The organism is Microbacterium sp. CIAB417 (assembly GCF_022788845.1).
This window is the reverse complement of the sequence record NZ_JAHZUT010000002.1, coordinates 1,035,418-1,056,352: the sequence shown is the minus strand read 5'-3', so window position 1 is coordinate 1,056,352 and position 20,935 is coordinate 1,035,418. Positions and strand designations below refer to the sequence as shown.

18 protein-coding genes are annotated in these 20,935 nt (G+C 69.2%); 6 read left to right on the top strand and 12 right to left on the bottom strand.

Features of this window, described 5'->3' with window-relative positions; genetic code table 11:
• The first annotated feature begins 1 nt into the window (after window position 1).
• Window positions 2–640 carry a dihydroxyacetone kinase subunit DhaL gene (dhaL, locus tag KYX17_RS11585; RefSeq protein ID WP_243227126.1) on the top strand — a complete coding sequence of 213 codons (639 nt, stop codon included), beginning with the start codon at window positions 2–4 and terminating at the stop codon, window positions 638–640.
• The gene (gene dhaM / locus KYX17_RS11580) at window positions 637–1,380 is read left to right on the top strand and encodes a dihydroxyacetone kinase phosphoryl donor subunit DhaM (RefSeq protein WP_243227125.1); all 744 of its coding nucleotides are present in this window, start codon (window positions 637–639) and stop codon (window positions 1,378–1,380) included. The genes dhaL and dhaM overlap by 4 nt, the downstream gene beginning before the upstream one ends.
• On the opposite strand, the gene KYX17_RS11575 is transcribed toward dhaM, so the two are convergent.
• Window positions 1,323–2,360, bottom strand: a complete 1,038-nt coding sequence (locus KYX17_RS11575; RefSeq protein WP_243227124.1) for a sugar-binding transcriptional regulator — start codon at window positions 2,358–2,360, stop codon at window positions 1,323–1,325. The genes dhaM and KYX17_RS11575 overlap by 58 nt on opposite strands.
• Before the next feature lie 114 nt (window positions 2,361–2,474).
• On the opposite strand from KYX17_RS11575, the gene KYX17_RS11570 reads away from it, so the two are divergent.
• From KYX17_RS11570 to glpK, 3 genes are all read left to right on the top strand, one after another.
• On the top strand, window positions 2,475–4,184 hold the full coding sequence (locus KYX17_RS11570; protein WP_243227123.1) for a glycerol-3-phosphate dehydrogenase/oxidase: 1,710 nt from the start codon (window positions 2,475–2,477) through the stop codon (window positions 4,182–4,184).
• 120 nt (window positions 4,185–4,304) lie between these two features.
• Window positions 4,305–5,063 (top strand): MIP/aquaporin family protein, encoded by a 759-nt coding sequence (locus tag KYX17_RS11565; protein ID WP_243227122.1) that lies wholly within the window; start codon window positions 4,305–4,307, stop codon window positions 5,061–5,063.
• Between the two features lie 84 nt (window positions 5,064–5,147).
• Complete coding sequence (gene glpK / locus KYX17_RS11560; protein WP_243227121.1) at window positions 5,148–6,659, top strand: glycerol kinase GlpK; 1,512 nt, start codon at window positions 5,148–5,150, stop codon at window positions 6,657–6,659.
• Between the two features lie 63 nt (window positions 6,660–6,722).
• Here glpK and KYX17_RS11555 read toward each other — a convergent pair whose 3' ends face one another.
• Complete coding sequence (locus tag KYX17_RS11555; protein WP_243227120.1) at window positions 6,723–7,196, bottom strand: OsmC family protein; 474 nt, start codon at window positions 7,194–7,196, stop codon at window positions 6,723–6,725.
• Window positions 7,197–7,243: 47 nt separating this feature from the next.
• Here KYX17_RS11555 and KYX17_RS11550 point away from each other — a divergent pair, with 47 nt between their 5' ends.
• Window positions 7,244–8,233 (top strand): asparaginase, encoded by a 990-nt coding sequence (locus tag KYX17_RS11550; protein ID WP_243227119.1) that lies wholly within the window; start codon window positions 7,244–7,246, stop codon window positions 8,231–8,233.
• On the opposite strand, the gene KYX17_RS11545 is transcribed toward KYX17_RS11550, so the two are convergent.
• The 10 genes from KYX17_RS11545 to atpA all read right to left on the bottom strand — a co-directional run bounded on the left by KYX17_RS11545 (window position 8,214) and on the right by atpA (window position 20,906).
• Complete coding sequence (locus KYX17_RS11545) at window positions 8,214–9,455, bottom strand: saccharopine dehydrogenase family protein (protein WP_243227118.1); 1,242 nt, start codon at window positions 9,453–9,455, stop codon at window positions 8,214–8,216. The two genes, KYX17_RS11550 and KYX17_RS11545, sit on opposite strands and share 20 nt — an antisense overlap.
• 14 nt (window positions 9,456–9,469) lie before the next feature.
• Window positions 9,470–11,008 (bottom strand): APC family permease, encoded by a 1,539-nt coding sequence (locus KYX17_RS11540; protein WP_243227117.1) that lies wholly within the window; start codon window positions 11,006–11,008, stop codon window positions 9,470–9,472.
• A gap of 32 nt (window positions 11,009–11,040) precedes the next feature.
• Window positions 11,041–13,818, bottom strand: a complete 2,778-nt coding sequence (locus KYX17_RS11535) for an FtsK/SpoIIIE domain-containing protein (RefSeq protein WP_243227116.1) — start codon at window positions 13,816–13,818, stop codon at window positions 11,041–11,043.
• Window positions 13,819–13,906: 88 nt separating this feature from the next.
• Window positions 13,907–14,677 (bottom strand): PP2C family serine/threonine-protein phosphatase, encoded by a 771-nt coding sequence (locus tag KYX17_RS11530; protein ID WP_243227115.1) that lies wholly within the window; start codon window positions 14,675–14,677, stop codon window positions 13,907–13,909.
• A 145-nt stretch (window positions 14,678–14,822) separates the two neighbouring features.
• Window positions 14,823–15,674 (bottom strand): DUF5684 domain-containing protein, encoded by an 852-nt coding sequence (locus KYX17_RS11525; protein ID WP_243227114.1) that lies wholly within the window; start codon window positions 15,672–15,674, stop codon window positions 14,823–14,825.
• Between the two features lie 118 nt (window positions 15,675–15,792).
• On the bottom strand, window positions 15,793–16,542 hold the full coding sequence (locus tag KYX17_RS11520; protein ID WP_243227298.1) for a YaaA family protein: 750 nt from the start codon (window positions 16,540–16,542) through the stop codon (window positions 15,793–15,795).
• Between the two features lie 64 nt (window positions 16,543–16,606).
• The gene (locus KYX17_RS11515; protein WP_243227113.1) at window positions 16,607–16,867 is read right to left on the bottom strand and encodes a F0F1 ATP synthase subunit epsilon; all 261 of its coding nucleotides are present in this window, start codon (window positions 16,865–16,867) and stop codon (window positions 16,607–16,609) included.
• 2 nt (window positions 16,868–16,869) lie between these two features.
• Complete coding sequence (gene atpD, locus KYX17_RS11510; RefSeq protein ID WP_243227112.1) at window positions 16,870–18,324, bottom strand: F0F1 ATP synthase subunit beta; 1,455 nt, start codon at window positions 18,322–18,324, stop codon at window positions 16,870–16,872.
• A 17-nt stretch (window positions 18,325–18,341) separates the two neighbouring features.
• Window positions 18,342–19,247: a F0F1 ATP synthase subunit gamma gene (locus KYX17_RS11505; RefSeq protein WP_243227111.1), complete on the bottom strand. Its 906-nt coding sequence runs from the start codon at window positions 19,245–19,247 to the stop codon at window positions 18,342–18,344.
• Between the two features lie 18 nt (window positions 19,248–19,265).
• Window positions 19,266–20,906: a F0F1 ATP synthase subunit alpha gene (gene atpA / locus KYX17_RS11500; RefSeq protein ID WP_243227110.1), complete on the bottom strand. Its 1,641-nt coding sequence runs from the start codon at window positions 20,904–20,906 to the stop codon at window positions 19,266–19,268.
• Window positions 20,907–20,935 lie beyond the last annotated feature (29 nt).

Genomic DNA, 20,935 nt, shown 5'->3' with positions numbered 1-20,935 from the left:
GATGACCGTAGCCACCCTCGAGACGCTGGGCGCCTGGATCTCCGGATTCCGTGACCAGATCGTGCAGCACCAGGCCGAGCTCACCGAGCTCGACTCCGTGATCGGCGACGCCGACCATGGCTCCAACATGGCACGCGGCATGGAGGCCGTCGTGGCGGCGGTGCAGGCGACGCCGCCGGCGGATGCGGCGGCGCTGTTCAAGACTGTCGGGATGACCCTCGTGTCGACCGTCGGAGGGGCGAGCGGGCCGCTGTACGGCACGTTCTTCCTCCGTTTCGGGGGTGCCGCGGGCGCCGCCGCGGAGCTCGACGCCGCGGCCCTCGGATCCGCGCTGCGTGCCGGCGCCGAGGGCGTGCGCACCCGCGGCAAGGCCGAACCCGGCGACAAGACGATGCTCGACGCGATGCTCCCCGCCGTCGACGCCTGGGAAGAGGCGGTGTCCGCGGGCTCCGACCTCGCGGCGGCCGCATCCGCCGCGGCCGACGCGGCCGCCACCGGCCGTGACGCCACCATCCCGCTCGTGGCGCGCAAGGGCCGCGCGAGCTATCTCGGCGAACGTAGCGCCGGTCATCAGGATCCGGGGGCGACGTCCACGGCGCTGCTGTTCACGACGCTGCGGGATGCGGTGACGGCCGCATGATCGGCTTCGTCGTCGTCTCCCACAGCCGCCCGCTCGCTGAGGCCGCCGTGGCCCTCGCCACCCAGATGGTCGCCGAGGCGCTGCCCCCGATCGAGATCGCCGCGGGCTCCGCGGACGGCGGATTCGGCACGGATGCGGCGGCCATCGCCGCATCCGTCGACCGGCTCGACGCGGCCGAGGACGTCGTCGTGCTGATGGACCTCGGCTCCGCCGTGTTGAGCGCCGAGATGGCGCTCGAGTTCGTCGAGAACCCCGACCGCGTGCACCTCAGTTCTGCACCCTTCGTGGAAGGACTCGTGGCGGCCGTCGTGCTCGCGGCGACGGGAGCCGACTGGACGAGCATCCACGCCGAGCTCGGCAGCGCGTATGCGCAGAAGGCGCGCCACCTGGGGGCGGAGCCTGGTCCCGACGAGTCGGCGCCGGAGCCGCCGGTTCCTCTGCCCGAGCCGGCGTCCGGCGGCGACGAGGCATCCTTCGAGGCGGTCGTCGTCAATCCCTCGGGACTGCACGCACGGCCCGCGGCCACGTTCGTGAAGACCGCGGCGAAGTTCGACGCCCTGGTGGAGATCGAGAACGTCGACGCGGGTTCGGGCCCGGTCTCCGCGGCGAGCCTGCTCGCGCTCATCGCCCTGGGCATCGGGCGCGGAGCGCGCGTCCGAGTGCGCGCGCGGGGGCGCGAGGCTCAGCCGGCGATCGACGCGCTGCGCGCCCTCGTCGAAGACGGCTTCGGGGAGCTCTGAGACGCCCGGGGGCTCATGCGCGAAAGGCTCATGAGCCGCCGGGCGACGGTCTCCTCGAGCACGAGGTCGGTGATCAGGCCCGCCGCCAGGGCGCCCTGCAGCGCGTCGATCTTCGACAGACCCGACATGACGCAGAAGCGTCGCGGGATGCGGCGGACGTCGTCAAGGTCGGGGCCGCTGGATCGCAGATTCAGCGACGGGATGTCGGAGGATCCGTCGATGCGGTAGAACATCGTCGCGCAGTCGCCGACGACGCCCTCCTGCTCGATGAGAGCCAGATCGCGCTGGTCGAAGTAGTCGCCCGAGTAGACGTGCGAGGGGACGGCGGCGCGGGGCGATCCGAGGCCGAACACGAACAGGCCGACCCGACGCTGCATCTGCAGCACGGCGCGCACCGACTTCTCCCGCCACATCGCCTCCTTGGTCGCTGCCTCGTCGAACAGCGCGGGCACCGGGAAATGGTGCACAGAGGCCGACCACGCGGCACCGAATCGCGACAGGATCTCCCCCGCGTACGGCACGCCGAACGTGTGCCCGTTGGCGGCCCCGTTCATCTGCACCACGTGCGTGTCGTGGGTGCGCTTGGTCGGCAGGTGTCGGGCGATCGCCGAGAGCGTCGAGCCCCAGGCGATGCCGACGGTCATCGAGGAGTCGACGTGCTCGCTGAGGATGCGCGCCGCCGACAACGCGGTGCGGTCCAGACGCTCGGCCTCGCCGATGTGACTCGTGGTGGGCACGATGTGCACCGTGATGCCGAACCGCTCCGCCAACCGTTCCTCGATCTGGCTGCGCGCCGCGAGTGGAGAGTGGACCGAGATCGACACCAGGCCCGTGTCGCGGGCATGGGAGATCAGACGGGAGACCGAGGAGCGCGAGGTGTGCATCTCACGCGCGATCGCCTCCATCGTGAGGTCCTGCAGGTAGTACAGCTGTGCCGCGCGCAACGCGTCGCGCACCTTCATCGCCCCGGCCTCCGCCATGATCATCCCTTCGCCCGTTGCACCATTCTGCACGTTTGTGCAGAGAACTTGCGACGATGTCCCACTCCCATGCAACCTGCGAGGGTTCCATCGATACGAAAGGTCGACGACGACATGTCGCTCTCCCCCTCGCTGCGGCCGCAGGTCGCACAGATCCGCGACGCTCAGGATCTCGACGTTCTCATCGTGGGCGGCGGGATCAACGGCATCGCCACGCTCCGCGACCTCTCCCTCCAGGGCGTCAAAGCAGCCCTGGTCGAGCGCGGGGACTTTGTCTCCGGCGCGTCGAGCGCGTCCAGCCACATGGTGCACGGCGGCGTGCGCTACCTCGAGAACGGCGAGTTCCGCCTCGTGAAGGAGGCGGTCACCGAGCGCAACGCGCTCCTGAAGACCGCCCCGCACTACGTGCGGCCGCTGCCGACGACGATCCCGATCTTCAAGACGTTCTCGGGAATCTTGTCCGCTCCCTTCCGGCTGCTGGTCACGCACGGACGCGGCAAGCCCAACGAGCGCGGTGCGCTGCTGATCAAGATCGGCCTCGTGATCTACGACACGTTCTCGCGCGACGGTGGATCCGTCCCGCGCCACCGGTTCGTGGGCAAGAAGAAGTCGCTCGCCGACTTCCCCAAGATGAACGAGGGGCTCGCTTACACGGCGACGTACTACGACGCTTCCATGCACGACCCGGAACGTCTCGCCTTGGACGTGCTCTCCGACGGCCTCGAGGACGGCTCGGCGATGGCCGCGAACTACGTCACGGCGATCGGCGCCGACGAGAACGGCGTGCTCCTGCGCGACGAGGTCACCGGCACCGAGTTCACCGTGGCGGCGAAGGTCGTCCTGAACACGTCTGGGCCGTGGACCGACCTGACCAACGCGGCACTCGGAACCCCGACCCGCTACATGGGCGGCACGAAGGGCTCGCACATCGTGCTCGACAACCCGGAGCTGCTGGCAGCCACCCGCGGCCGGGAGATCTTCTTCGAGCACTCGGACGGGCGCATCGTGCTGATCTACCCGCTCAAGGGCCGCGTCCTGGTGGGCACCACCGACATCGACGCCGACCCCTCCAAGAAGGTCACCTGCACGGACGACGAGATCCAGTACTTCTTCGACCTCGTGCGACACGTCTTCCCGACGATCGAGGTCAACCGGTCTCAGATCGTCTACACCTTCTCCGGCATCCGTCCCCTCCCGCGCCACGATGACACGGCTCCCGGCTTCGTGTCCCGCGACTACCGGATCGTCGACGGCACGCTGGGCAAGATCCCGACGCTCAGCCTGGTCGGCGGCAAGTGGACGACCTTCCGCGCGCTGGCGGAGCATCTCAGCACCCGCGCGCTCGAGAAGCTGGGCCGCACGCACCGCGTGAGCACGCAGGGCCTGGCGATCGGCGGCGGCAAGGGCTACCCGATGACCCCGGAAGCCCGCCGCGCGTGGGTCGCCGAGCGCAGCGGACGTCACTCCGCATCGCTCGTGCTCAGCCTGCTGGACCGCTACGGCACGCGCGCCGAAGCCGTCCTCGCCGACCTCCCGGCACAGCCCACCGAGCTCGAGCACGCACACGGCTACTTCCGCGAGGAGCTGGCCTACCTCGCACGCACCGAGCAGGTCGTGCACCTCATCGACCTGCTGCTGCGCCGCACGGACATCGCCTTCGTCGGCGGGCTGAGCGCGGCCACCCTCCAGGAGGCCGCCGAGGCGATCGCCGAACCGCTCGGTTGGGACGATGCCCGGGTGAACGAGGAGATCGCCCACGCCACCCAGATCCTTCGGGATGACCACCGTATCGACCTCGCAGAGGGCGGTCGACTGGCTTCCTGAGAGAACGTGCGGGCGCGTTCTCTGGTGCGCGCCCGCACACCCGCTCTAGTTTCGGAGCAACCCGATATCCCGCCGCACGAAGGGGCGACAGGCGGGCATCACTGAAAGGTCAATGTAGACATGAACGAAGTCAATCTCGGTTTGTACTTCCTCTCCGAAACCGTGGGAACGGCGATGCTGCTGTTGCTCGGTTGCGGTGTGGTTGCGAACGTCGCTCTGACGAAGACGAAGGGCAACGGTGGCGGGTTCCTCCTCGTCAACTGGGGCTGGGGCCTCGCGGTCTTCGCCGGTGTGATCGTCTCGGCGTACTCCGGTGCACAGCTGAACCCGGCCGTGTCCATCGGTCTTCTCGTCCACGGCGACATCAGCGTCACCCAGTTCGGGATCGCCGTGCTCGCCCAGATGCTGGGTGCCATCATCGGCGCCGTCCTGTGCTGGGTCGCCTACAAGCAGCACTTCGACGACGAGCCCGACCCGGCGAACAAGCTCGGCGTCTTCTCCACCGGGCCGGCGATCCGCTCGTACGGCTGGAACCTCATGACGGAGATCATCGCGACGTTCGTGCTGGTGTTCGTGATCTTCGGATTCCGTGACTACGGTGTCGCCGACATCGGCGTTCCCGGAGGCCTCGGTGGCCTCGCCGCCGTGCCGGTCGCGCTGCTCGTGGTCGGCATCGGCGCCTCCCTCGGTGGCCCGACCGGATACGCCATCAACCCGGCCCGCGACCTGGGTCCGCGCATCGCCCACGCCATCCTGCCGATCAAGGGCAAGGGCTCCAGCGACTGGTCCTACTCGTGGGTCCCGGTCGTCGGCCCTCTCATCGGTGGCACCCTCGCCGGTCTGCTCGCCCCGCTCCTGCTGGGCTTCGTCGCCGCCTGATCCGATCCACTCCCGGGTGGGCGGCGCCGCCGCGCGTCGCCCACCTCCCCACCATCCGAACCAATAGACAAGGAAGTCCATCCAATGGCTGACTACGTCCTCGCCATCGACCAGGGAACCACCTCCACACGCGCGATGATCTTCGACCGCAAGGGAAGCGTGATCTCCGTCGGGCAGAAGGAGCACGAGCAGATCTTCCCGAAGGCGGGCTGGGTCGAGCACGACCCCACCGAGATCTGGCACAACACCCAGGAGGTCATCGGCCTCGCCCTGAGCCGTGCCGACATCACGCGTCACGACATCGCCGCGATCGGCATCACCAACCAGCGCGAGACCGCGGTGGTCTGGGACAAGAACACCGGAAAGCCCGTCTACAACGCCATCGTCTGGCAGGACACCCGCACGCAGCCGATCGTCGATCGCCTCGCCGACGGTGACACCGACCGCTACAAGGACATCGTGGGCCTGCCTCTGGCGACCTACTTCTCCGGCACCAAGATCGTGTGGATCCTCGAGAACGTCGAGGGCGCGCGCGAGAAGGCGGAGGCGGGTGACCTCCTCTTCGGCACGACTGACACGTGGGTGCTCTGGAACCTCACCGGCGGCATCGACGGCGGCGTGCACGCGACGGACGTCACCAACGCCAGCCGCACGCTGTTCATGGACCTCGAGACGCTGCAGTGGCGCGACGACATCCTCGCCGACTTCGGCGTGCCGCGCTCGATGATGCCGGAGATCCGCTCCTCGTCCGAGGTCTACGGCAACGCCGAGTCGTCGTCGCTGCTGCGCGAGACCCCCGTCGCCGGCATCCTCGGCGACCAGCAGGCCGCGACCTTCGGTCAGGCGGCATACGACCCGGGTGAGAGCAAGAACACGTACGGCACCGGCAACTTCCTCATCTTCCAGACGGGTGAGGAGATCGTCCGCTCCAAGAACGGTCTGCTGACGACCCTGGGCTACAAGCTCGGCGACGGCCCGGCGCACTACGCCCTCGAAGGCTCGATCGCGGTCACCGGATCCCTCATCCAGTGGCTGCGCGACCAGCTCGGCATCATCTCGTCGGCACCCGAGGTCGAGAAGCTCGCCGAGAGCGTCGACGACAACGGCGGCGTGTACTTCGTCCCGGCGTTCTCGGGGCTGTTCGCACCGTACTGGCGCCCGGACGCCCGCGGCGCGATCGTCGGCATGACCCGCTACGTGAACAAGGCCCACATCGCCCGCGCCGCGCTCGAGGCGACGGCCTTCCAGTCGCGCGAGGTGCTGGATGCGGTCAACGCCGATTCCGGCGTCGACCTCACCGAGCTGAAGGTCGACGGCGGCATGACGGCGAACGACGCGCTCATGCAGTTCCAGGCCGACATCCTGGGCGTCCCGGTCGTGCGCCCCGTCGTCGCCGAGACCACGGCTCTGGGCGCCGCGTACGCCGCGGGCCTGGCCGTCGGATTCTGGGACAACCTCGACGACCTCCGCGCCAACTGGCAGGAGGACAAGCGCTGGGAGCCGAACATGGATCCCGAGGAGCGCGACCGTCAGCTCCGCCTGTGGAAGAAGGCCGTCACCAAGTCCATGGACTGGGTCGACGACGACGTGCGCTGATCCTCGCCACGAACAGACGCCCCGCGGGTTCCGACCTGCGGGGCGTCTGTCGTTGCGCGGCGCTCAGTGGGCTGCTGAGACCTCTGCCTGATGGCGCACGGGGAAGTTCACCGAGTTCGCGATGAAGCACCACTCGTGGGCGGTGGCGTGCGCGGCCTCGGCGGCCGGGATCATCGCCGCGTCGGCCACGACCACGCGAGGCATCAGCAGCACGTCGGTGAAGCGCCCCGCCCCCGAGCCGTCGTCGACCATCGTGCCTTGGGCGGCGTCCTCGTATGACACCACGACCACGCCCGCCACGACGCAGGCGTGCAGGTACGACAGCAGATGGCACTGGCTGAGGGCGGCGAGGAGCATGTCCTCGGGGTTCCAGCGCTCCGGGTCGCCTCGGAACGGCTTGTCGGCGGATCCCCGCAGCTCCGGCTTGCCGTCGATCGTCAGGGTGACGTCGCGGTCGTAGTCGCGGTAGCCGCTCGTCCCGGTGCCGCGGTTGCCGGTCCAGAGCGCGTTCAGGCGGTAGTGGTGGGTGCCAGACATGGGCACAGTCTGCCATGGCGGATGCGGGCGCCGACTACGCTGAGAGGATGCCCGAGACGTTCTCCGCCACCGCCGCCGTCGAGCTCGCCGTCGTGGAACGCAGCGGGTTCGTCGAGTCCCGCCACACCGGTTCCGCGGTGGTCCTCGCGCCCGACGGCACCGTGCTCGCCGCGCATGGAGACCCCGCATCCGCCGTGCTGCCGCGCTCCACCCTCAAGCCGCTGCAGGCCCTCGCGTGCGTGACCGCCGGGGCACGGCTGGAAGGTGAGCGACTCGGCCTCGCCACCGCCAGCCACGCGGGAACCGAGCGGCACGTCACCGTGGTGCGCTCCATCCTGGAGGACGCGGGCTGCACCGAGGACGACCTCGGATGCCCGCCGGCCTGGCCAGCCGACACGGCCACCCGCGACGAGATGGTGCGCGATCACGCGACGCGCTCCCGCATCCGGATGAACTGCTCCGGCAAGCACGCGGCGATGCTGCTCGCCTGCCGCGCGACCGGCTGGGACACCGACGGCTATCTGGATCCCGCACACCCGCTGCAGCAGCACATCCGCGAGGTCGTGGAGCGCCTGACCGGCGAGCGTCCGCTCGCGACGGCGATCGACGGGTGCGGCGCGCCCGTGCCGGCGTTGACGCTCACGGGACTCGCTCGTGCCCTGCATCGCATGGGAACGTCCTCGGAGCGCTCACCGTTCGCCCTGCATCGCAGCGCCGCGACGCTCATGAGCGCCGTCCGGGAGAACCCGTGGACGATCGATGGCCCGGGCCGCCCGGACACCGTGATCATCGAGCGTACCGGCGTGTTCACGAAGACGGGCGCCGAAGGACTCGTCGTCATGGTGGCCCCGGACGGGACCACGGCGGCGGTGAAGATGCTCGACGGCTCCTCACGCGCCACCGCGACGGTGGGCCTGCGTCTGCTCGAGCGCGCGGGCGCGCTCGCGACCTCCGAGGCGGATGGGGCGCGCCGCGACCTCTCCCTCGCCATTCACGGCGGGGACGCGATCGTCGGCGTCATCCGTCCGACGGTGTGATCTCCTTCTCCACCATCCCCCACGGCGAGCCGTAGCCCGCGGGCGCGGGCTCAGCCAGCAGGTCGAGGAACGGCCTCGCATCGAACGCCTCCGGGCCGAGCACGCCCTCCCCCGCCCAGTCCCCCCGCGCCAGGAGTTCCAGGGCGATGACCGGATTGATGGCGGTCTGCCAGACGACGGCCTGCGAGTTGTCCTGGCGCATGGTCTGCTCGTTGTCCGCCACGTGGTACAGGTAGGTCGATCGCGGTCTGCCGTCCTTGCCGGTGCCGCGCACCCACACTCCCGCGCAGGTCTTTCCGGTCATGCGGTCGCCGAGAGTCGCGGGGTCGGGAAGCGTCGCCGCCACGACATCGCGGGGAGAGACCTGGACACCCTTCACCGTCACAGGGTCGGTCCCGTCGAGTCCCGTCTTGTGCAGCACCTGCAGTACCTGGATGAACTCGTCGCCCAGTCCGTACTTGAACGTGACGCGCTTCGCATCCGTCCAGCGCGGCATCAGGAGGACCTCCTCGTGCTCCACGTTCACACACTCCACCGGCCCGATCCCCTCGGGGAAGTCGAAGACCTCGGGCTCCGAGAACGGAGCGGTCGTGTACCAGCCTCGGTCCTTCTCGTAGATCACCGGGGGGTTCAGGCACTCCTCGATCGTGGTCCAGATGGAGAACGAGGGGGCGAAATCGTAGCCCTCGACGACGAGGTTCGCACCGTCGCGCACGCCGAGCTCGTCGATCTCATCGAACAGTTCGTCCTGCGCGTAGCGAGCGAACACGTCCGACAGCCCGGGCTCGACCCCGATGCCCACGAGCGCCAGTCGCCCCGCCGCGCGCCACTTCTCGGCGGCAGCGAACTGCTCGTCGCCGAGCTTCACACCCGGCAGTTCGTAGGGCTTGTCCGGATGCGGCTTCGACAGGCTCATCGCCATGTCGAGGTAGGTGGCGCCGGCGTCGAAGACGCCCGTGAAGATCGGCATGACGAAGCGGGGATCCACCGCGTTGAGCACGTGCGTGGCGCCGCTCTCGCGAACGAGGGCCGCGACCGATGCCGCATCCGAGGCGTCCACCTGGGCGGCGCTGAAGCGGGGGTCGCCGAGTTCGTCGACGAGCGCCTCGGGCCTGGCCGGATCGTAGTCGGCGATGACGACCGCCTCGAAGAAGTCGCGACGGACGGCGATGCGGGCCGCGGCGGAGCCGACGCCGCCGGCGCCGACGATGAGGATGCGCATGTCGTGCTCCTGTCTCAGATCAGGCCGCCGTCGACCGAACGTCCGTAGTCGCCTTCATCCGGGACGAGGACCTCGGTGTCGCGGTTGAGGCTCTCGCCCCGGAAGAACCTCTTCGAGCGCGGGAAGAGGAACCACACGAACATCAGCACGACGCCGACGGCGAGCGCGCCGATCCCGATGACGAAGGTGCCGCCGATCCCGAACAGGACCGTGTAGCCGTAGTCGACGTCCCACATGTCGATCGCCGACTGGATGAACGCATAGGTCAGCATCAGCGCACCCAGCAGCGGCAGCAGTCCCTTGACCACGAACGCCCCCGCCGAGCGGAAGAGCTCTCGCCGGAAGTACCAGACGCACGCGTATCCGGTGATGGCGTAGTAGAACGCGATCGCGAGACCGAGAGAGAGGATCGAGTCCTGCAGGATGTTGTCGCTGATGAGCGACATCCCCACGTAGTACACGACCGCGACCACGCCCATCACCAGCGTCGAGAACGACGGCGTGCGATAGACCGGATGCACGTCCTTGAACCGCGCGGGAAGCGCGCGGTAGACGCCCATCGCGAGCGTGCCGCGCGCCGTCGGCAGGATGGTGGTCTGGGTCGACGACACGGCCGAGATGAGCACCGCGATCACGAGCACCCATCCGAAGGGGCCGAGCAGGCCGTCCTTGATGGCGAGGAAGAAGTCGTCGGCGTTGCTCTCGTTGCCCAGTCCCACGCCGTCCTCGCCCAGGCCCGCGTACATCATGGCCGCGATCGTCACCGAGACGTAGGTCACGAGCAGGATGACCGTGGTGAGCAACGCCGCGCGGCCGGGCGTGCGCTTGGGGTCTTTGGTCTCCTCGTTCAGGGCGAGACAGGTGTCCCATCCCCAGTAGATGAACAGGGCCAGCAGCACCGCCTCGGTGAAGCCGCTCCAGTCCGCGAACCCGAAGGGATTGAGCCACGAGATGTCGAACGGGGTCGGGTTCGGAGCAGTACCTGCGAAGAACTGCCAGAGCGCCGCCACGACGAAGATCGCGAGCGCGAGGTACTGGATGGCGAGCAGGATGTTCTGAATGCGTTCGCCGATCTCGACGCCGCGCCAACTCACCCAGGTCATCGCGGCGATGAAGGCGACGGCGACCAGCAGGATGCGCCAGTCGTTGTTCTCGAACTCGAGGCCGAACAGCGCCCAGAAGTAGATCGAGGCGATCTGAGCGAGGTTGGCCAGCACCACCATCCCGGCGACGGCCACACCCCACCCGCCCATCCAGCCCACCCAGGGGCCGAACGCTTTGGTCCCCCACGTGAAGGTCGTCCCGCAATCGGGGACCGCCCGATTCAGCTCGCGGTAGGCGAACGCGATGAACAGCATGGGAATGAAGGCGATGACGAAGGCGATGGGCGCCTGGGCGCCCACGGCGAGGACGACGAAGCCGAGCGTAGCCACGAGCGAATACACCGGCGCCGTGGACGCGAGCCCGATGACGGTCGAGCCCCAGAGCCCCAGCGTTCCCGCAGCGAGCCCCTTCCCGTCCGGGCGCTGCAGGTGGATGGGGGTGGTTGTCATGCCCAGACGTTAGGGGTCGGATCCATCGGCGGTCAAGCAATCCGACGCGCACGCGCCGGCTCAATGCCCGGCAGTTGCACGCGCACCGGCGCTGCCCCCTCACGCACGAGCCATGCACGCCCCCGCCCGGGAGCGCAGAAGGGCGGCAACGCGCGATCGCCGGTGAGCATCCGATACTCGGCCGCGCAATCCGCGTCCACGAGAAGATCGCCGCGCGAGCGCACCTTCTGCAGCACCGGCCAGGACCGCTGCCACAGTTCGGGGTCCGCGACGATCGCGTGCGCCGGGCCCGTGGCGTCGCGGTCGGCGTCGGAGATGCCGACGATGTCGAACCCACCGGTGGCGAGAGCTGCCGCGACGCGTCGCGCCTGCATGCCGTCGCGGACGACGACGCCGACCGGTCTCGTGCCTCCCGGGTAGGCGGCCGGCTCGGCGGCGATCGCCTGCGGGGGGACGTCGACCCACGGGACCTGGATGACACGGCCGCCGAGAGTGCCGCGCCCGGCCGGTGCCTGCGGATCGAACAGCTCCGGCGCACCGCCCGCACCGAGGTGGTCGATCTTGCTCGGCATGCGCAGCAGCAGCCGCCGCGGAAGAAGGTCGGCGATACGTGCGAGCGGGCCCATGACCCGACCGGTCGAGATCGCGAAGCGCCGTCCGTGGGCACGGGCGGATCGGCAGGATCGCTCGATCATGGCCAGCGCGGCGGCCGCGTAGTCGGGCGGAAGCCCGGCCAAGGCGGCATCGAGATCGTCCACCAACACGAGGGAGTCCGCGGCTGCGTCGAGCTCGCACAGTGCGTCCCAGAATCCCTCCGGGTCAGCGGGAAGCCACCGGGCCGGGGTCTGCACGGCGAGCGCGGCGAGCGCCGTCGTCCGCCCGCTGCCAGGCCCACCGAGGATCAGAATGCCGGCGTCGTCCTGCTCCAGACGCGCGGCCCGCTGGCGCTGGTTCTCCGGTTCGTCGACCAGCCCGATCACGGGGCGCTCGGCGCTCACCGGCACCTCGGACAGCGGCCATCGCTCCGGAAGCGGCGGTTGCCAGGGGCGCCGAGGCGGAGGCTCGGCACGGCGGTGGGCGCAGATCCTCGCCACATCCGCCCGAGTGGTCCGAGCCACACGCAGAGCGTGCGGCTCGGCGTCGCCAGCCCGCCGCACGAACGCGGTACCGCGCGATGCGGCGTCTCCCGGGATCTCGGCCGCAGCGTGGGTGCCGATGACGAAACGGCTGTCGGTGTCGTCGACGACTCGCATGCTGACGCGGAGCGGACAGTTCGCCAGCAACGATTCCCGCACGACCCCCGCGGCACGTTGCGTTCCGAGGATCAGATGGATCCCGAGCGCCCGCCCTCGCGCCGCCAGATCGGAGAACAGCGTTCCGAGCTCGCGGTGCGTGTCCAGGAGCGCGGCGAACTCGTCGACGACCACGACGAGCCGCGACAGCTCGACACCCGCATCGGCGACGTCGCGCGCCCCGGCGGCGGCGAGAGCACGTTCGCGGTGGCGTACCTCCGCCCGGAGACTCTCCAGAGCGCGCTGCGTCGCTTGCGGGTCGAGGTCGGTCAGCACGCCCGCGACGTGCGGCAGATCCGCGAGCGTATCGAACGCGGTCCCGCCCTTGAAGTCGGCCAACAGGAACGTGACCTCCCGCGTGCTGCGCGTCGCCGCCAACTGCGCGACCCACGTGACCAGGAGTTCACTCTTGCCGGAGCCGGTCATCCCGGCCACGAGGGCGTGCGGACCGTCGGCGACGAGGTCGACGACGACCGGCCCGTTCCCGTCGGCGCCGATCGCGACCGCAAGACCGCCGCGTGCCGTCGAGTGCGCGAGCTCGACCGCGGCGACCGCTGACGGCAACTCGCGCCGGCCGGGCAGTTCCCGGTACCGATCGCCCAGTGCCGACGCGAGCTGCGCGGCCTGAGCGGCCGAGAGCACGTCGACGCGGACATCGACCGCGCGCCCGGCGTACTCGAGGCGGGCGCGAGCGATGTCGTCCAGCGTGAGCACCGCTGCACACCGCGTCGGGAGTGGCTCGTGCGGCTCGACGACGAGCACCGCTGCGTCCTCGGCGCCCCGCACCTGCGCTTCGTCGACGTCCAGATGACACCGAACACCGGACGCGAGGTGATGTGGCAGTGCGCTGGTCCACGCCTCCGCAATCTCGCCCACGACACCGAGCGCACCGGGAGGGTGGGCACAGCACAGCTGCAGCACGAGTGCGCGAGCCACAGCCGACGCGGCGACCCGCGGGCCGCGCACGGCGATTCCCGCGCCGAGCGGAATGGCCACGGGCGCGTCAGAGAGTGTCCCGGCGCGCGCGATCAGGTCGCGTGAGAGCTCGTCGTCCGCGGCACTGACCCTCACGTCACTGACGACATCACCACGCCCGACGACGAGCATCCCGCTGCGAGACGGATGCGGCCGCCACAGTTCGCCGGGGTCATCGAGATAGCCGTCGAGCGTGGGCGTCGCGCGTAACGCCTCCGAGCGTTCCAGGGCGTGACGCCGATCGACCTCCTCGCGGATGCGACCGGCGAGATCCGCACGCGTCCGTTGCTGTTCTCGCGCGTCGCGGCGGGCGCCGCGCGAGGCGTCCAGCACCCCCGCGACGGCGATGACGGGCCCGAGCAATGCGAACCACAGCACACCTGCGTAACCCGTGACCTGCCAGAGGACGACCGCTCCCAGGACAGGGGCCAGCGAGGCGAGCCATGGGATCGGCGGGCGGCGTCGAGGCGGATCCGGTGGCGGCAGCGTCAGGTGCGCCGACGACGCAGCGGCAGGGCTGACGGCGGGCTGAGGAGTGAACACCACCTCAGTGTCGAGGGGCGGTCGCCCGCTCGAACTCGGCAGGTCCTGCACGGTGCACGCAACGCGGTGAGCGCGCGCCTGTGGAGAGTCAGTCCGTGCGCGTGACGTTCAGAACGATCACGGTCACGTTGTCGCGCCCGCCGTTCTCGAGTGCGGCATCCATCATGGCCGCTGCCGCTTCTGCCGGGTCCTCGTGCTCGCGCAGGAAGTGCTGGATGCCGTAGTCCGTGAGCTCCTTGGTGAGCCCATCGGAGCAGACGACGAAACGGTCGCCGTCGAGCACATCGAGCCGGATGTAGTCCGGCCGCACGCTGTCACTGGGACCCACGGCGCGCGTGATCACGTTTCCGTAGGGGTGATGCTCGGCTTCCTCGGGGCTGAGCCGGCCGGCCGCGACCAGCTCTTGCACCACCGAGTGATCGGTCGTGATCTGCACGAGGGTATCGTCGCGCAGCAGATACACGCGCGAGTCGCCGATGTTCAGACTCACCCAGTGCGGCTCGCTGCCGGTGAGCTCGAGAAACACGCCCGTCACGGTGGTGCCCGTGCCGTCGTCCGTCGCTTCGGGGTGCGATGCGATGTCCTTGACGGCCTTCGCGAGCGCCTTCTCGATGGTCTTCGGGGTCACCGAGCCCGACCCCACGACCGCCTCGAGGCGGTTCACGGTGCTGGAGCTCGCGATCTCTCCCCCGATGTGCCCGCCCATCCCGTCGGCGACGACGAACAGCGGATACTCGGCGAACACAGCGTCCTGATTGACCTCACGGCGGCGCCCGACATCCGTCAGGGCAGCCCAGGCGAGCTCGATCGATCCCTGCGGCAGCGGCACAGTGCGCCGCCGGGTCGCAGCCTCGGGCACGCGGTGTCCTTCCATCGGGGGTGTGGCCACGCCGGTGCCGGCGCGGTCCTCACATCCTAACGACTGCGCCCGCCGGATCAGACCCGGCGGGCCGGATGCGGCGAGCCTCCGTTCGCGGGGAACGGAGGCTCGCTCGATGAGATGATCAGCCGCGCGGGGGCTCGGCCTCATCGGATCCGGGCGTCGTCGGCGGTGCCGGCGGAGCCGTGGGCGGAGCCGGCGGGGTGGCCGGGTCGCTCGGTGCCGGCGTGCCACCGGCGGGCGGCGGGGTGTAGGCGGGCGGCGGGTATGCACCCGGCTGCGGTGCCGCCGGCGGCGGGTACGCACCGGGAGCGGCGTAGCCACCCTGCTGCGGGGGCGGCGGGTATGCGCCCGGCTGCTGCGGGTAGGCACCCGGCTGCGCGTAGCCCGCGGGCGGCGGGTAGGCGCCGGGAGCACCGTAGGCGCCCTGGGGCGCGGGAGCGCCCGGCTGCACCGGAACGCCCGACCACACGACGTTGTCCGCGAGGAAGCTGCGGCTCCACGGCGCCGGCGCGATCTGCGGGTTCCAGCGCGACTTGTCGAACGCGACGATACCGAGCCACACGATGCTGAGGAAGAAGTAGAGCACGACCCACGCGCCCTCCTTCTGCAGCTTCTGCCCCACGCGATACGCGGCCATCACCAGGTAGACGGTCGCGGCGAGCGACGGGATCCACGAGATGAGGGCCCCGATGTAGGGAATCAGGCTGAGAACGAAGGCGGCTCCGAACAGAACGAGCAGCCACCACGGGTTCAGATCGCCGAGCTTCACAAACACCATTTCGCGATAAAACGGCACCCATCCCCGCCACTTGCCCTCGACCCCCGCCTTCTCGAAGAGCTTGGCGTAGAAGATCGAGCTGACGACGTACAGCGCGGCGCCAAGAACGAGGAACACGCCGAGGAAGAGGAAGATGAATCCGAGCGCTGCAGCGCCGGAATAGCCGTAGTCGTAGTCGTACGCATAAGGGTTCACGGGGAATCCTCTCGGGTCAGAGGCATGGTGGCCTCGCGGAACCAGCGCCCCGCGGCTCACATCGTAGCGAGCCTGAGTGTTCCCTGACAGGGGGTTGCGTGAAGTTGGGGATAAACCCTCACACCGTGAGGCGGAGATCGCCGTTCTCGGCGTCGGCGACCGCGATCCCGGCGCCGGTGGCCCAGCGGAGGAACGCCGCACGGGACGCGATCCGCGGACGCTCCTGCGCGAGTCGGCGGACGAGCGCACCCTTGGCGTGCTTGTTGAAGTGGTTCAGTGCCCGCACCTCGCCCTCCTCGCCCACAGTGACGACGCGAACGTACGCGGATGCGGCCTCCCGCGGAACAGGGCCGAGCGCGACGTAGGCCTCGGAGCGCAGGTCCAGGATGAACGGCGCCGAGGTCTCCCCCAGTGCTGAGGTCACCGCCTCCGCCCAATGGCGGCGCAGTGGAGCGAGCCCCGGCAGGGATGCGCCGGCGCTCAGCCGATAGCTCGGGATCGGATCGAGCGCCCCGATCGGACCGAACGGGGCCGAATGGATCAGCACGTACTCTCCCAGCCACCGCCGCGCCCGCGCGTCGAGAGACGAGGCGTCGAGCGCGTCGAACAGCACTCCCGTGTATCTGTCGACCGCGGGCATCGTGGGCGACGAGCGCAACGCCGCGTTCACCGCGATCTCGCCACGCTGGCGCGCGCTCAGCTTGAGAGTCTTCGCCGCCGCCTCCTCGTCGCCGGAGAGCTCCACGAGCGCCGACACCACGGCCTCGCGTTGCGGCGCCAGCTGCGGCAACCGCAGCTCCGCCGCGTTCCACGGCGCCCCCGCACCACCGGGGAACTTGGTCTCGGACGGTGGCAGCAGCACGAGCATGGTCACTCCAGGAGCACGACACACGCCGCCCGCGGGAGCGGACGGCGTGTGTACGGGATGCGGGTCAGGAGACGAGTGCCGCGTTGCCGGCGACGATCGTCACCTGGTCGTGCTCGACGGAGATGAAACCGTCGTGCGCGTTCGCGACGATCTTGTTCCCGCCGGGCTCGGTGATGCGCACCTGGCCCTCGGCGAGGATCGCCAGCACCGGTTCGTGACCGGTCATGAAACCGATCTCGCCCTCGATGGACTTCGCGATGACCAGGTCGGCCTCACCGGACCAGACCTCGGCATCCGCGGAGACCAGACTCACCTTGAGCGGCATGATCAGCCGTTCTCCTTCTGGATCTGCGCCCACTTGGCCTCGACGTCGGAGATACCGCCGACGTTGAAGAAGGCCTGCTCGGCCACGTGGTCGAACTCGCCCTTGACGATCGCGTCGAACGACTCGATCGTCTCCTTGATCGGGACCGTGGAGCCCTCGACACCGGTGAACTTCTTCGCCATGTAGGTGTTCTGCGAGAGGAACTGCTGGATGCGGCGTGCGCGCGACACGACGATCTTGTCCTCTTCCGAGAGCTCGTCGACACCGAGGATCGCGATGATCTCCTGCAGTTCCTTGTTCTTCTGCAGGATCTGCTTCACGGACGTGGCGACGCGGTAGTGGTCCTCACCGATGTAACGCGGGTCCAGGATGCGGCTGGTCGAGGTCAGCGGGTCGATCGCGGGGTACAGACCCTTCGATGCGATCTCGCGCGAGAGCTCGGTGGTCGCGTCCAGGTGGGCGAACGTGGTCGCCGGAGCCGGGTCGGTGTAGTCGTCGGCGGGCACGTAGATCGCCTGCAGCGAGGTGATGGAGTGACCGCGGGTCGAGGTGATGCGCTCCTGAAGCACGCCCATCTCGTCGGCGAGGTTCGGCTGGTAGCCGACGGCGGAGGGCATGCGGCCCAGCAGCGTCGAGACCTCGGAACCGGCCTGCGTGAAGCGGAAGATGTTGTCGATGAACAGGAGCACGTCCTGCTTCTGGACATCGCGGAAGTACTCCGCCATCGTCAGCGCCGACAGCGCGACGCGCAGACGCGTCCCCGGCGGCTCGTCCATCTGGCCGAAGACGAGGGCGGTCTTGTCGAACACACCCGCCTCCTCCATCTCGCCGATGAGGTCGTTGCCCTCACGCGTGCGCTCGCCCACGCCGGCGAACACGGAGACGCCGCCGTGGTCCTGCGCGACGCGCTGGATCATCTCCTGGATGAGGACGGTCTTGCCGACGCCCGCACCGCCGAAGAGGCCGATCTTGCCACCCTGCACGTACGGGGTGAGCAGGTCGATGCTCTTGATGCCGGTCTCGAACATCTCGGTCTTGGACTCGAGCTGGTCGAAGCTGGGCGCCTGGCGGTGGATGCCCCAACGCTCGGTCACCTCGACCTGCTCGCCGGGGACGCCGTTGAGGACGTCACCCGTCACGTTGAAGACCTTGCCCTTGGTGACGTCGCCGACCGGCACCGTGATGGGGCCGCCGGTGTTGCGCACCTCCTGGCCGCGGACGATGCCGTCGGTCGGCTTGAGGGCGATGGCGCGCACGAGGTCGTCGCCCAGGTGCTGGGCGACCTCGAGGGTGATCTCCGTCGACTCCTCGCCGATGGTGATCGTGGTCTTGAGCGCGTTGTAGATGTCGGGGATCGCGTCGTGGGGGAACTCGATGTCGACGACGGGGCCGGTCACGCGCGCGACGCGCCCGACGACGGCGACGGACGCCTGATCGGCCGTTGCGGTGGTGGTCATGTTGTCTTCCTCGTTTTCTACTTGCCGGACGCCAGGGCGTCGGCGCCGCCGACGATCTCGGCGATCTGCTGCGTGATCTCAGCCTGACGCGCATTGTTGCGCAGGCGGGTGTAGTCGGTGATGAGCTTGTCGGCGTTGTCGCTGGCCGACTTCATCGCCTTCTGCGTGGCGGCGTGCTTGGCCGCCGAGGACTGCAGGAGGGCGTTGAAGACACGGCTCTGGATGTAGACCGGCAGCAGTGCGTCCAGCACCACCTCCGCATCCGGCTCGAACTCGTAGAGCGGGTACACCGCGCTGGCCGACGCGGACTCCTCTTCGCCGGCCTCGACGACCTCGAGCGGAAGCAGTCGAACCGTCTCGGGAGTCTGCGTCATCATGCTGACGAAGCGGTTGTAGACGAGGTGGATCTCGTCCACTCCCCCGAGCTCGCCGCCGAGGTGGAAGGCTTCCAGCAGCGCGTCGGAGATCTGCTCCGCCGTCGAGAAGTGCGGGGTGTCGGTGTCGCCGGTCCACTCTGCGGCCGAGGCCAGCTTGCGGAACTGGAAGTACCCGACGGCCTTGCGACCGATCAGGTAGTACACCGGCTCACTGCCTCGACTGCGCAGCAGTTCGCCCTGCTCGAGACCGGCGCGGATCACCTGGGAGTTGAATGCCCCCGCGAGACCGCGATCGGACGAGAAGATGACCACCGCGGAGCGGCGGATCGTCTCGGGCTCACGCGTGAGCGGGTGATCGACGTCCGAATAGGTGGCGACGGCCGACACGGCGCGAGTGACCGCACCCGCGAACGGGCCGGCCGCCCGCACGCGGGTCATGGCCTTCTGGATCCGCGAAGCGGCGATGAGCTCCATCGCCTTCGTGATCTTCTTGGTGGTCTGGGCAGAAGCGATCTTCTGCTTGTAGACCCGGAGTTGTGCGCCCATGATTCAGCTCTCAGGCACTCAGCCGCGACGGCCCTTGACGATCTTCTCCTGGTTGACGTCACCGGCATCCGCCGCATCGATCTGCTCGCTGCCGGGAGCGTCGATGGCGACGGTGCCGGCGGAGCTGAACTCCAGGATGAACTCGTCCGTGGCCTTCTCGAGCTCGGCGACCGTGGCGTCGTCGAGAACGTTCGTGTCGCGCAGCGTCTCGAGCACCTGCGTGTTGCGACGCAGATGGTCCAGCAGCTCGCGCTCGAACTTCAGGACGTCTTCGACAGCGATCGAGTCGAGCTTGCCGTTGGTGCCGGCCCAGATCGAGACGACCTGCTCCTCGACGGGGTACGGCGAGTACTGCGGCTGCTTGAGCAGCTCCGTCAGTCGCGCACCGCGGGCGAGCTGGCGGCGCGATGCCGCATCCAGGTCGGACGCAAACATCGCGAACGCCTCGAGCGAACGGTACTGAGCGAGCTCGAGCTTGAGCGTTCCGGAGACCTTCTTGATCGACTTGACCTGTGCGTCACCGCCGACGCGCGAGACCGAGATGCCCACATCGACCGCGGGACGCTGGTTGGCGTTGAAGAGGTCGGACTGCAGGAAGATCTGGCCGTCGGTGATGGAGATCACGTTGGTCGGGATGTACGCGGAGACGTCGTTGGCCTTGGTCTCGATGATGGGAAGACCCGTCATCGATCCCGCACCGAGCTCGTCGCTCAGCTTCGCGCAACGCTCCAGCAGGCGCGAGTGCAGGTAGAAGACGTCGCCCGGGTAGGCTTCGCGGCCCGGCGGGCGGCGCAGCAGCAGCGACACGGCACGGTAGGCCTCGGCCTGCTTCGACAGGTCGTCGAAGATGATCAGGACGTGCTTGCCGCCGTACATCCAGTGCTGGCCGATGGCCGAGCCCGTGTAGGGCGCGAGGTACTTGAAGCCCGCGGGGTCGGATGCGGGTGCGGCGACGATGGTCGTGTACTCCATCGCTCCGGCGTCCTCGAGCGCGCCCTTGACGGAGGCGATCGTGGAGCCCTTCTGACCGATCGCGACGTAGATGCAGCGCACCTGCTTGTTCACGTCGCCGGAGTCCCAGTTGGCCTTCTGGTTGATGATCGTGTCGATCGCGATCGCCGTCTTGCCCGTCTGGCGGTCGCCGATGATGAGCTGACGCTGGCCGCGTCCGACCGGGATCATGGCGTCGATGGCCTTGATGCCCGTCTGCAGCGGCTCGTGCACGCTCTTGCGCTGCATGACGCCGGGCGCCTGCAGCTCGAGGGCGCGACGGCCCTCCGCCTCGATGGCGCCGAGGCCGTCGATCGGGTTTCCGAGCGGGTCGACCACGCGGCCCAGGAAGCCGTCGCCGACGGGAGCCGAGAGCACCTCACCGGTGCGCGTGACCGGCTGGCCCGCCTCGATGCCGGCGAAGTCGCCGAGGACGACGACACCCGCTTCGTGCTCGTCGAGGTTCAGCGCGAGGCCCTGCGTGCCGTCTTCGAACACGACGAGCTCGTTCGCCATGAGCCCCGGGAGGCCCTCGACGTGCGCGATGCCGTCGGCGGCGTCGATGACGGCGCCCACCTCGGCCGTGGCGGCACCGGTCGGCTCGTATGCTGCGACGAAGTCCTTCAGGGCGTCACGGATGACGTCGGGGCTGATGGAGATGTCTGCCATTGGTCTTCCTTCGGTTCGTGGGGCCAGGG

What these genes read in the sequence shown, in the direction of transcription:
- atpA (WP_243227110.1), bottom strand. Translation starts at nt 20,906, where the DNA reads ATGGCAGACATCTCCATCAGCCCCGACGTCATCCGTGACGCCCTGAAG.
- dhaL (WP_243227126.1), top strand. Translation starts at nt 2, where the DNA reads ATGACCGTAGCCACCCTCGAGACGCTGGGCGCCTGGATCTCCGGATTC.
- KYX17_RS11550 (WP_243227119.1), top strand. Translation starts at nt 7,244, where the DNA reads ATGCCCGAGACGTTCTCCGCCACCGCCGCCGTCGAGCTCGCCGTCGTG.
- KYX17_RS11570 (WP_243227123.1), top strand. Translation starts at nt 2,475, where the DNA reads ATGTCGCTCTCCCCCTCGCTGCGGCCGCAGGTCGCACAGATCCGCGAC.
- atpD (WP_243227112.1), bottom strand. Translation starts at nt 18,324, where the DNA reads ATGACCACCACCGCAACGGCCGATCAGGCGTCCGTCGCCGTCGTCGGG.
- KYX17_RS11545 (WP_243227118.1), bottom strand. Translation starts at nt 9,455, where the DNA reads ATGCGCATCCTCATCGTCGGCGCCGGCGGCGTCGGCTCCGCCGCGGCC.
- KYX17_RS11565 (WP_243227122.1), top strand. Translation starts at nt 4,305, where the DNA reads ATGAACGAAGTCAATCTCGGTTTGTACTTCCTCTCCGAAACCGTGGGA.
- KYX17_RS11540 (WP_243227117.1), bottom strand. Translation starts at nt 11,008, where the DNA reads ATGACAACCACCCCCATCCACCTGCAGCGCCCGGACGGGAAGGGGCTC.
- KYX17_RS11555 (WP_243227120.1), bottom strand. Translation starts at nt 7,196, where the DNA reads ATGTCTGGCACCCACCACTACCGCCTGAACGCGCTCTGGACCGGCAAC.
- glpK (WP_243227121.1), top strand. Translation starts at nt 5,148, where the DNA reads ATGGCTGACTACGTCCTCGCCATCGACCAGGGAACCACCTCCACACGC.
- KYX17_RS11520 (WP_243227298.1), bottom strand. Translation starts at nt 16,542, where the DNA reads ATGCTCGTGCTGCTGCCACCGTCCGAGACCAAGTTCCCCGGTGGTGCG.
- dhaM (WP_243227125.1), top strand. Translation starts at nt 637, where the DNA reads ATGATCGGCTTCGTCGTCGTCTCCCACAGCCGCCCGCTCGCTGAGGCC.
- KYX17_RS11575 (WP_243227124.1), bottom strand. Translation starts at nt 2,360, where the DNA reads ATGGCGGAGGCCGGGGCGATGAAGGTGCGCGACGCGTTGCGCGCGGCA.
- KYX17_RS11505 (WP_243227111.1), bottom strand. Translation starts at nt 19,247, where the DNA reads ATGGGCGCACAACTCCGGGTCTACAAGCAGAAGATCGCTTCTGCCCAG.
- KYX17_RS11515 (WP_243227113.1), bottom strand. Translation starts at nt 16,867, where the DNA reads ATGCCGCTCAAGGTGAGTCTGGTCTCCGCGGATGCCGAGGTCTGGTCC.